The organism is Amycolatopsis sp. N2S4-7 (assembly GCF_058119595.1).
Genome location: NZ_CP172299.1, coordinates 7,099,482 through 7,110,336, shown reverse-complemented (window position 1 = coordinate 7,110,336; position 10,855 = coordinate 7,099,482). Strand labels below are relative to the sequence as shown.

Annotated in this window: 10 protein-coding genes; 5 read left to right on the top strand and 5 right to left on the bottom strand. The window is 69.7% G+C overall.

Features of this window, described 5'->3' with window-relative positions; all coding sequences use genetic code 11:
- The first annotated feature begins 448 nt into the window (after nucleotides 1-448).
- From ACH54P_RS33715 to ACH54P_RS33695, 5 genes are read left to right on the top strand one after another with little or no spacing between them, the layout of a single operon-like run.
- Nucleotides 449-1,456 carry an ABC transporter substrate-binding protein gene (locus tag ACH54P_RS33715; RefSeq protein ID WP_489916782.1) on the top strand — a complete coding sequence of 336 codons (1,008 nt, stop codon included), beginning with the start codon at nucleotides 449-451 and terminating at the stop codon, nucleotides 1,454-1,456.
- 2 nt (nucleotides 1,457-1,458) lie between these two features.
- Nucleotides 1,459-2,229 (top strand): ABC transporter permease, encoded by a 771-nt coding sequence (locus tag ACH54P_RS33710; RefSeq protein ID WP_489907341.1) that lies wholly within the window; start codon nucleotides 1,459-1,461, stop codon nucleotides 2,227-2,229.
- Nucleotides 2,226-3,059: an ABC transporter permease gene (locus tag ACH54P_RS33705; RefSeq protein ID WP_489907340.1), complete on the top strand. Its 834-nt coding sequence runs from the start codon at nucleotides 2,226-2,228 to the stop codon at nucleotides 3,057-3,059. The genes ACH54P_RS33710 and ACH54P_RS33705 overlap by 4 nt, the downstream gene beginning before the upstream one ends.
- Nucleotides 3,060-3,079: 20 nt before the next feature.
- On the top strand, nucleotides 3,080-3,940 hold the full coding sequence (locus ACH54P_RS33700) for an ABC transporter ATP-binding protein (protein ID WP_489907339.1): 861 nt from the start codon (nucleotides 3,080-3,082) through the stop codon (nucleotides 3,938-3,940).
- 18 nt (nucleotides 3,941-3,958) lie between these two features.
- Entirely contained in the window at nucleotides 3,959-4,918 is a 960-nt protein-coding gene (locus tag ACH54P_RS33695; RefSeq protein ID WP_489907338.1) for an ABC transporter substrate-binding protein, read from the top strand.
- 1 nt (nucleotide 4,919) lies between these two features.
- On the opposite strand, the gene mdlC is transcribed toward ACH54P_RS33695, so the two are convergent.
- The 5 genes from mdlC to ACH54P_RS33670 all read right to left on the bottom strand — a co-directional run bounded on the left by mdlC (nucleotide 4,920) and on the right by ACH54P_RS33670 (nucleotide 10,855).
- Nucleotides 4,920-6,506: a benzoylformate decarboxylase gene (gene mdlC, locus ACH54P_RS33690; RefSeq protein WP_489907337.1), complete on the bottom strand. Its 1,587-nt coding sequence runs from the start codon at nucleotides 6,504-6,506 to the stop codon at nucleotides 4,920-4,922.
- A 138-nt stretch (nucleotides 6,507-6,644) separates the two neighbouring features.
- On the bottom strand, nucleotides 6,645-8,294 hold the full coding sequence (locus ACH54P_RS33685; RefSeq protein WP_489907336.1) for a S53 family peptidase: 1,650 nt from the start codon (nucleotides 8,292-8,294) through the stop codon (nucleotides 6,645-6,647).
- 166 nt (nucleotides 8,295-8,460) lie between these two features.
- On the bottom strand, nucleotides 8,461-9,423 hold the full coding sequence (locus ACH54P_RS33680) for an NsdA family TPR-like regulatory protein (RefSeq protein WP_489907335.1): 963 nt from the start codon (nucleotides 9,421-9,423) through the stop codon (nucleotides 8,461-8,463).
- A 46-nt stretch (nucleotides 9,424-9,469) separates the two neighbouring features.
- The gene (locus ACH54P_RS33675; protein ID WP_489907334.1) at nucleotides 9,470-9,682 is read right to left on the bottom strand and encodes a hypothetical protein; all 213 of its coding nucleotides are present in this window, start codon (nucleotides 9,680-9,682) and stop codon (nucleotides 9,470-9,472) included.
- A gap of 495 nt (nucleotides 9,683-10,177) precedes the next feature.
- On the bottom strand, nucleotides 10,178-10,855 hold the full coding sequence (locus ACH54P_RS33670; RefSeq protein ID WP_489907333.1) for a copper homeostasis protein CutC: 678 nt from the start codon (nucleotides 10,853-10,855) through the stop codon (nucleotides 10,178-10,180).

Genomic DNA, 10,855 nt, shown 5'->3' with positions numbered 1-10,855 from the left:
AATCTCTCAGGAAAAGCACAGCGTGCGCTGGTAGACCGGGAATCGTCTTGATCGGCCATCCAGGCACTCTCTCTCACTACATCGGAGGTTGATACCTCCCCGCAGGTGCAGAGGGTAGCGAACGGCAGGGGAAGATGTAACCCTCCCGACAACACGCACTGGATGTTGCACAGCGTTCGCTCAGTCGACGCACAGCTGGAGATCCCCGAATCAGGAACTGGGCCCTACGCTGGGTGAACAGCTACGGCGAGTGGAGCAGTGGGTCTAGACCAGAGGCCAAAAGAGTGACATGCGCCACCCTCTCGGGTATTGATCCGACCCGTTGTGAGCGACCTGTCACCTTCTCTACAGTGGCCGCGTGACTCCAGAGAATGAGTCACGCACTTCCATCGGATTCGGTTCACCAACCGTCACTTTCTTCAAGGAGCAGGCCTTGCTTGGAAACGCCATGAGCGGTGGCCGGGTTCGCACTCGCCGCGCCGCGCTCGGGCTCGCCCTCACCGTCGCTGCCGCGACAGCCCTCACCGGCTGCAGCGCCCTCGGCTCGGACGACTCGAACGCCTCGTCGAACGGGGGCGGCCTGGAGAAGTCGAAGATCAAGGTCTCGATCATGCCGACCACGGACCTCGCGCCGTTCTGGCTGGCCCTGGACGGCGGCTACTTCAAGGCCGAGGGCCTCGATGTCGAGCAGATCGTCGCCAACAGCGGTCAAGCGTCGATGACGAAGGCGATCTCCGGCGAGGCGGACATCGCGCTGTCGACCTACACGCCGTTCTTCGTCGCCAAGAGCACCGGCGCCGCGGACGTGCAGCTGGTCGCGGACGGCACCTCCGTGAACGCGAAGAGCAACGCCATCGTCACGGTGCCGAACTCGAACGTGAAGACGGTCCAGGACCTCGCCGGCAAGCGGATCGCGATCACGGCCAAGAACACCGCGTCGGACATCCTCACCAAGTCCGTCATGAAGGACCACGGCGTCGACTTCAGCAAGGTCAACTGGGTGCTGATCCCGCTGCCGAACATGGCGGCGGCGCTCAAGGACAACCAGGTCGACGCGGCCTACATGCCGGAGCCGATGCTCTCGCAGGCGGCGAAGCTCGTCGGCGCGACCCCGGTCATCGACATCAACACCGGCGCCAGCCAGGACTTCCCGCTGACCGGCTACGGCGCGGCGACGAAGTGGGTGCAGGCGAACCCGAAGACCCTCGCGGCCTTCCAGCGCGCGATGAAGAAGGCCACCAGCGACGCGATCAACGACCGCGCGAAGGTCGAACCGCTGCTGGTCAAGTACGCGAAGATCGACGAAGACACGGCCAAGCTGCTCACGCTGCCCGGTTACGGCTCCACCCTGGATGCCCGGCGCCTGCAGCGGGTGCCCGACCTGCTGCTGCAGATGGGCGTCATCAACAGCAAGGTCGACGCCGCGCCGATGATCGCCCCGCAGGCGACCAGCTGAGAATGACCAAACTGCTTCGCGGCCTGGCCGGCCTGGTCGGCTTCCTCCTGCTTTGGGAGGTCGTCGTCCAGGTCGGCCTGGTCAGTAAAACCTTCATCCCGCCGCCGAGCGTCGTCCTGGTCACCGTCGTGGACCTGCTGGGCGACCCGGACTTCATCCGCGACGTCGTCGCGACCATGCTCGCCTGGCTGATCTCCATCGCCATCGCGATCGCGATCGGCGTACCCGCCGGCCTGTTGCTGGGCAGCGTCCCGGTGCTGCGCACCGCCACCGCCGCGATCGTCGAGTTCCTCCGCCCGATCCCGGTCACCGCCCTGGTGCCGCTGGTGCTGCTGGTGATCGGCTCCGGTCCCGACGCGAAGATCTCCCTCGCGGTGTACGCCTCGCTGTGGCCGATCATGTTCAACACCATCTACGGCATGGGCGAGATCGACCCGGTGCTGATGGAGACCGCTCGCGCGTGCGGGACCAGCCGGTTCCGGATCCTGTCGTCGGTCGCGCTGCCGCAGACCGCGCCGTTCGTCTTCACCGGCATCCGGCTGTCGGCGATCATCTCGCTGATCGCCGTGGTCAGCGTCGAGTTCCTGGCCGGCTCCGAAGTCGGCCTCGGCACCTTCATCCTGGTCGCCAGCACCGGTTCGATCCGGTTCGACCTGGTCCTGGCCGGTACGGTGGTGGCGGGATTGCTGGGCTATCTGATCAACGAAGGGCTCGAGCAGCTGGGCAAGCGGCTGTTCCGCTGGAGCACGGTGGACCGGGAGGCGATCGCGTGACCACGGCGACCCTTTCCGGCCGGGTCGGCAGGCGAGCCGCGCGCGGCGCCGCCGCCGTCGTCCGCAACTGGCTGCTGTTCGCGATCCTCGTGGTGGTCTGGGAGTTCGCCGCCCGCGCGGGCGGCAGCAAGTTCTTCCCGCCGCCGACGGAGATCGCGGCCGCCGCCGCGAAGCTGTGGTTCACCGGTCCCGCGTCGCGCCTCTTCCTCACCAACGCGGTGTTCGACAACGTGTTCCCCAGCCTCGGCCGGACGCTCGGCGGCTGGGCGCTGGCCGCGGTCGTCGGCATCGTGCTCGGCGTGCTGCTCGGCCGGTCCGCGAAGGCGATGGACTACGTCGGCCCGCTGTTCGCGTTCTTCCGCTCGATCCCGCCGCCCACGCTGATCCCGGTGTTCGCGGTGCTGTTCGGGCTGAGCTCGGGCATGCAGATCGGGTCGATCATCTTCGGTGCCGTGTGGCCGGTGCTGCTCAACGCGGTCGACGGCGTCCGCTCGGTCGACCAGGTGAAGGTGGAGACCTCGCGGTCCTTCCGCACGCCGAAGCGGTACTGGATCGCGATGGTGGTGCTGCCCGCGGCGGCGCCGAAGATCTTCGCCGGGCTGCGGGTGAGCCTGTCGATCGCCCTGCTGCTGATGGTCGTCTCGGAGCTGGTCGGCGCCTACAACGGCATCGGCCGGTCGTTGCTGAACGCCCAGCAGGACTTCGACTTCCCGAACATGTGGTCGTGGCTGGTGCTGCTCGGCATCCTCGGCTACGTCTTCAACACGATCTTCCTGGCCGCGGAGCGGCGGGTGCTGGCCTGGCAGCCGACCCGCCTCGGCCGCGACTGACGCTGGAAAGGCCCTCTCCCATGTCAACCATGCTCGAAGTGTCCGGCCTCAGTCACACGTACGGCAGCGGCGCGAAGGCGCACACGGCGGTCGACAACCTGTCGTTCACCGTCGAGGCCGGGCAGCTGGCCAGCATCGTCGGCCCCTCGGGCTGCGGGAAGTCGACGCTGCTGCGCTGCGTGGCCGGCCTGACCCCGCCGACCGAAGGCACGGTGAGCCTGCACGGCGACCGCGTCTCGGGTGTGCCGGACGACCTCGCCGTCGTGTTCCAGGACTACAGCCGCTCGCTGTTCCCGTGGCTCTCGGTGCAGAAGAACGTCGAGTTCCCGTTGCGGTGGCGGCCGATCTCCCGCGCGGAGCGGCGTTCGCGGGCGGCCGAGGCGCTGGAGCAGGTCGGGTTGTCCAAGGTGGGCGGGAAGTACCCGTGGCAGCTGTCCGGCGGCATGCAGCAACGGGTGTCGATCGCCCGCGCGCTGGCCAGCCGCCCGGCGCTGCTGCTGATGGACGAGCCGTTCGCCTCGGTCGACGCGCAGACGCGGTTCGAGCTGGAGGACCTGACCCGGCGCGTGCAGCGCGAGCAGGGCAGCACGATCCTGGTCGTCACCCACGACATCGACGAGAGCGTCTACCTGTCCGACCGGGTGCTGGTGCTGTCGAAGTCACCGGCGTCGATCGTGGCGGACCTCCCCGTCGGCCTGCCGGCCGAGCGCGACCAGATCACCACGCGCGAGTCGGCGGAGTTCGTGACGCTGCGCGGCGAAGTGGCACGGCTGCTGCACGGGGGAACCCCGGCGGAGGCTGCCGCGGCGGCTTCCGATGCGGCAGAGTGGGAACTGGCCGAGCAGGCCTCGGACGTGACGGAGAGCAAGACCGGCAGCTGAACGACCGCAGGGGGGAGCATGGCCACGGCCGGGCGGGCGGTACTGACCGGAACACTCGCACTGCTGCTGGCGGGGTGCGGCGCGCTGGACGGCGCCTCGCCTTCGCCTTCCGCGTCGGCACCGGAGAAACTCCGGGTGTCGATGATGTCGACCATCGACACCGCGCCGTTCTGGCTGGCCAAGGACGGCGGCTACTTCCAGCGCGAAGGCCTCGACGTCTCGACGACCGAAGCGGCCACCGGACAGGCGTCGCTGACGAAGCTGCTCAGCGGCGAAGCCGACATCGCGTACTCGAGCTACACGCCGTTCTTCGTGGCGCAGAGCAAGGGCACGGCGGACATCCGGCTGGTCGCCGACGCGTCGTCGGCCGGGCACCGGTCCACCGGCGTGGTGGCGCTGCCCGCGTCCGGGATCCGTACGGTGGCCGACCTCGCGGGCAAGCGGATCGGCATCTCGGCACCCAACACGATCGCCGACACGCTGACGAAGTCGGTACTGGCGGACAACCACGTCGACGCCTCGGGCGTCAAGTGGGTCCCGCTGCCGCTCCCGAACACGACGGCGGCGCTGAAGAACGGCGACATCGACGCGGGTTTCCTGACCGAGCCGTTCATCACGGGCGCGTCGCGCACGGCCGGCGCGGTGCTGGTCGCCGACACGGGTACCGGATCCACAGTGGACTTCCCGACGGCGGGCTACGGGGCGGTCGGCTCGTTCGTGTCGTCGTCACCGAAGAAGGTGGCGGCGTTCCAGCGCGCGATGGCCGCGGCGACGCGTGACGCTTCGGCGGACCGCAAGAAGATCGAGCCGCTGATGGTGAAGTACGCGAAGATCGACGCCGGCACGGCGGCGGCCACGGGACTGCTGACCCTGAAGTCCACTGTGGACGCCCGGCAGCTGCAGCGGGTGCCGGACCTGCTGCTGAAGACGGGCGTCCTGGCGAAACCGGTGGACGTCTCGGCGATGGTGGTGCGCTAGCTCAGTACAGGGACCGGCTCGACGAGGCGACCCGGACGTGGACCAGCGTCGGGCGCGGGTCGGCGAGCGCCGCCGTCAGGCCCGGGACCAGGCCCGACGGCTCGGTGATCGTCACGCCCTGGCAGCCCATGCTCGACGCCAAGGCCGCGAAGTCGATGCCGCCCAGCTCGGTGCCCGGCAGCTTCGCGCCGCCGATCGCGTCGCCGAGGATGCGGACCGCCGCGTACTCGGAGTTGTCCATGATCACGAACGTCACCGGGAGCTCCTGGCGCGCCGCCGTCCAGAGGGCCTGGATGCCGTACATGCTGGAGCCGTCGCCGATCACGCCGACGACCTTGCGGTCCGGCCGGGCGAGCGCCGCCCCGACCACGCCCGGGACGCCGTAGCCGAGCGTGCCGCTGGCCATCGTCAGGAAGCCCGTGTCGGTCGCGGTGATCGGCAGGTGGTCGTGCAGGATCCCGCGGTGGCTGGGGGCCTCCTCGACGACGATCGCGTTGTCCGGCAACAGGTCCGCGAGCGTCGAGTAGACGTACTCCGCGGTGAGCTTGTCGCTTCCCGGCCTCGCGGGGCGAGCGAAGGGCGCCGGCGCCGGCCGCGTGCTCCGCTCGACCACGTTGAGCAGGGCGCGGATGCCGAGCTTCGGCGTCGCGCGGATGCCCGTGCCTTCGTAGGCGCGCGCGAGGACCTGCTCGTCGTCGCTGACGATGAACAGCGGCGGCAGCGGAGCTTCCCCGCGCCCGCGGTCGACGTGGTAGGTGAAGGCGGGCGCGCCGAGCACCACGACGAGGTCGTGCTTCGCGAGCGTGTCGGCGACGGCGCCGCGCTCGGGGTCCAGGAAGCCCTGGAACAGCGGGTGGTCCTCGGGGAACGAGCAGCGGAAGGACATCGGCGCGACCCACACGCCGGCGTTGAGGCGTTCGGCGAGCGCGACGGTTTCCACGACGGCACCGTCCTGGTCGACGGCTCCCCCGACGACGAGCGCCGGCCGTTCGGCGGCTTCGAGGGCGGCGACGAGCTCGTCGATCGCCTCGGGGTCCGGCGCGAAGCCGCGGATGCGCGGACGGGAGATGGCGGGCCGTTCGGTGGCGACGGTCCAGTCGTCCGCCGGGACGGACACGAAGACCGGCCCGGACGGCGCCTGCGTCGCGACGTGGTAGGCGCGGGCCAGCGCGGCCGGGACGTCCTCGGCGGACGCGGGCTCGATCGACCACTTGACGTACGGCTTCGGGAACTCCGGCGCTTCCATCGCGCCGAGGAAGGGTTCGTGCGGGATGAGGGACCGGATCTGCTGCCCGGCGACGATGATCAGGGGCGTCCGGTTGCGGTAGGCGCTGAAGAGGCTGCCGAGGCCGTGCCCGACACCGCCCGCGGAGTGCAGGTTCACGAGGACGGCCTGGCGCGTGGCCTGGGCGTAGGCGTCGGCCATCGCCACGACGGCGGATTCCTGCAGCCCCAGGACGTAGTCGAAGTCGTCCGGCCAGTCGGTGAGGAAGGGAACCTCGGTGGTGCCGGGGTTGCCGAACACCGTGGTGAGGCCGAGATCGCGGAGGAGTTCGCGGGTGGCGTCCAGCACCGTGCGCTTGATCATGCCCCCACACTAATGCTTAGTCTTGCGAAGAAAAGTCCCCCAAGCGGCCGCTTTGCCGATCAGGGCGGGCCCGCTACGAGTGGTGCGCGTTCTGTCACGGCGTAGAGCCGGGGCCGTCGGCCCCGGCTCCCGCCGCCCTCAGCCGATCAGGCCGGAGAGGCCGCTCGCCTTGAACGAACCCCAGCCCGTCACCTGGTCGTAGCCCGTCCCGGCGCTGAACCCGGTCGTGCCGTGCAGGGTGTTGGTGCCCGTCGTCACGTCGTGGAAGCCCGTTCCGTACGAGGAACCGTTGCCGATCGAGTAGAACTTCGGGTTCAGGTTGCCCAGACCACCGCCGTGGACCTGGTTCTGCAGCGTCGCGAAACCCGCCCACAGCGGGGCCGCGCCCGAAGTCCCGCCGACCGTCTCCCAGGCACCCGCGCTGTAGATGTAGTAACCCGACGTCGGCGAGGCGTCCGCGGAGACGTCCGGCACCTTGCGGTACGTCGTGCTCTGCGAGGACTGCCACGAAGGCGCCGTGAAGACCGTCGAGATCCCGCCGCCGGTGGCACCGCCGCTGTTGCCGTTGTTCCAGGTCGTCTCGCTGCTGTAGCCGTTGGACGACGTCACGCTCAGCTGCGTGCCGCCGACGCCGGTGACGTTCGGGCTCGACGCCGGGAAGTCCACGGCCTTCGCCGTCGAACCCGTCTGGCGGTAGCAGTCGGTCGTGCCGTCGTCGCCCGCGGCGGCGAAGTACGAGATCCCCTCCGCGGTACCGGTCGCGATCGCGCTGCTGACGCTCTTCGCCGCGCTCGAACCCTCCGCGGATTCGCAGGCGCCCCAGGAGATCGAGACGACGTTGACCGTGTGGTCCGACGCGATCTTCTGGTACATCGCCAGTTCGCCCGCGCTCGAGTTCGGCGCCTCGTAGACGTAGTCGCTCGCCGCGGCGGCCACCGCGTGCACGACCTCGATGTCGAGCTCGACCTCGATCTGGCCGTCACCGGGTGACGAGTCGTAGTTCGCGCCGCTGACGCCGACCGTGGTCACCGGGCCTGCCGAGAGGCCGTAGGTGCTGTCGTACTTGGTGATGTTCGACTTCTGGTAGCCGTCGAACTCGACGAAGCCGACCTTGACGCCGCTGCCGGTCGCCGAGAGACCGCTGGTGCCGTAGGCCGTTTTGAGCACCGGCGGGGTGACGGACTTGACGACGTTCGGCTTGGCGACGGCCTTCGACGAGTGCGTCCGCACGGCGTGGTTGTCCAGGCCGACGACGTTGGCGACGACCCCGGAGACGTCCGCGGGCACCGCCGGCGCGGCGTCGTTGGCGAAGAAGTCGCGCCCGGAAACGGTGTCGTGGTACGTCCCGATCCGGGTGCGGAACGCCGATTCCAGCTGTGCCGCCGATCCGGAGAATGTGACGGCCTGCCGGTTCCCCGAAACCTCGATCCCGGTGGCGCCCGCCTTCTCGAGGAATGAGACGGCCTTGTCGACGTCGGCCTGGGTCGGACCGAACTCGGCATTGAACTGCGCCGGGGTCAGGAAGTGGTGGTATTGCGGCGAAGCCGGGCTCTGGACGTCGGCGAGGAACTTTTCCAGCGCGCGCTGGTTGTGCAGTTTCAGCGAGAGCGCGGCGGTGATCGGCCGGTCGGCCGCGACGTCGCCGGTGCGGGCGCTGTTGACCAGCGGAGCGGCGTTGTCGGCCAGCGTGACCAGCGGTTCCGGCGCCGCGGCGGCCGGAACGGCCACGGCGAGGCCGAGCAACGCAGGCAGCGGCACGGCGGCCGCGACGAGCTTGCGCAAGCGCATGGGGAATTTCCTCTCGGCGGTGGGGACCGGGCCTGCGCGAAATTCTCGCCGCAGGTTGCCGAGCAGCATAAGAAGCGACGATCACGCCAAGGAACCTACTTTTGGCCGGTCTTCGGCGGATCTCATTTTCATTTTCCGCGCGGTTTACCTTTCCATGGCAAGCCGATTATTGTCCGGAATGCCCGACGACTTCGATGCGTTCGATGATTTCCCGGGCGTGCGGGTCACCGGGAAACCGGCGGGCGGCGGCCGACAACGTCCGCAGCCGCTGCCGGGTCCGCGGCGACCGCAGCGCACCGGCCAGCTCGATCGCCTCCCGCCCGGCTTCGGCGGCGACGTCGAGATCGCCGTCCAGGGCGTGCACCGTGGCCAGCCAGATCACGGTCAGCCCCCGGCTGCGGGTCATGTCCGGCCCGTACCCGGCGACGGCGCCGGCGAGCGCGGCGATCCCGTCGCCGCTGTGCCGGACGTCGACCACCTGGGCCAGCTCGGCGTGCACCGTGCCGATCATCGCCGCCAGGTCGGTCGGCCCGAAGAAGGCCGCCCACGGCGCCGGTTCCGTTCCCTCGGCGTCGGCGAACTCCGCGCGGGCCCGGCCCAGGCACGCCAGCGCGGCCGCGACGTCGGCCTGCTTGGCGTGCGCCCACGCCTGGTTGGCCGAGAGGATCGCCTGGGCGAGCTTGGAGCGGGCCAGGACAGCCGCCTCGCGGCCCCGCGCGAACTCCGTCAGCGCCCGGCCGACGGCGTCGTAGTGCAGGTGCAGCCGTCCGGTGCGGTACCGGACGTTGGCCTGGAGGTCGTGGTTGCCGGCTTCGACGGCGAACTCCAGCGCCCGCGCGAAGGATTCCAGCGCGGCCTCGGGCCGGTCTTCGTCGAAGTTCGTCCAGCCGGCGAGGTTGTACAGGTCGGCCACGACGGTGCAGAGCCGCGTCAGGACGGCGTCGCGCATCGTGCCGTGCAACAGTTCCACCGCACCCGGCAACCGCGCCTCGACGGCCGCGCAGCAGGCGCCGCCGCCGTAGCGGTAGTCCTCGGCCCGAAGCCGCGCGACGACGTCTTCGAGCCGCCGCACGTCGGTGAGACCCACGCGGACGCCGCGCAGGTCGTCCCGCCCGTCACTGCCGGTCATGGCAGCCCTCCGTCCTAGAGAGCCGCCGGCACGGGCAGCTCCCGGGTCATTCCCCTCCGGGCCAGGCCGGAGCCCGCTCCTTCGGGGGATTGGCACCGGGCAGCACCCCGGTGGCGGTCAGCACCACGCCGGTGGCGGTTTCCGCGATCTTGACGGCGGCCAGGAGGCCGGTGAGGGCGAGCGAGCCGCCGAGCCCCAGCCGGGCGAATTCGTCTTCGGAGGTTTCGGGTCCGCCTTGCCGCGGTATCTCGCCGGTCACGATCCGGCCTTCCGGGTCGTCCCGGACGCGGTCGCGCGATATCCGCGTTGAATCAGCCGCTCCCGAGCGGTGGAAACCCACCGGATACCCGTCATCCTGGTTTCTGAATGGCTTCGCATCGAATTGTCTGCGAAGCGAATGCGTGCGCCCACAGCACCGCCTCCCATATGGTCCAAACAATTGATGACACCGGGGTCCGGGGTGTCGAATCTCGTCAGGGTCGTCAGTTGCCACCGTCGACCGGCCCGACATTGCCAACGATAGCCACCGGGTGCCGCCGATCCAGCCACCAAGCAGCCCAACCGGGGATCCGCACGTGCACCTGCACCTCCGACGGAGAACGGGCATCCGCAAGGCGCGAATGCGATTTCATTCCGTCGATTCAAAGGGAACCGAATACTGGTATGAACCGGTGGGCGGATGGCTCGATCAGCCGCCGGCGCCCTGCGGATTTCCGTTCGGAACCCGCGGCTCCCGTGCGGGTTTCGCAGTGGATCAGGATTTGACGAGATCCACCCAGGTGCGCACCGTTTCGGCGTCCACCGGCGACTGCCAGCCACCGGGCCGGACCGCCCCTCCGACATGGAACCCGCGCACCCCGCCCGCGCGCAAGAGGTGCACCTGCTGGGCACGCAGGCCGCCACCCACGAGCAGTTCCGGGCCGCTCTCACGCTGCGCGAGCCGTTGCAGCACCGACAGTCCACTGGCGACACCGTTCGGGTGACCCGCGGCGAGCACAGTGTCACAGCCGAGCGACGCCAGCTGGTCGTACGCGCGCAACGGATCGCGCGTGCGGTCGATGGCGCGGTGGAACGTCCACGGCAGGCCGTCGATCTCCTTGATCAGCGCTTCACAGGCGTCCAGGTCGATCTCGCTGTCGACGGTGAGGAAGCCGAAGACGAACTCGCGCGCGCCCGCGTCGATCAGCCGGGCGGTGTCCGCGCGCAGCCCTTCGAGGTCGCCGACGGCGAAGGAACCGTTGTCCCGCAGCATGACCCGCACCGGGAGGTCGGTCGCCGACAGCACGTCACGCAGCGTCTCCAGCGACGGCGTCAGGCCGTCCTGAGCCATGTCCGCGACCAGTTCGAGGCGGTCGGCCCCGCCCGCCTGCGCGCCTTCGGCATCCGCCGCGTCCAGCGCGATCACTTCCAGCAGGGGCGTCTTCGAGCTCAT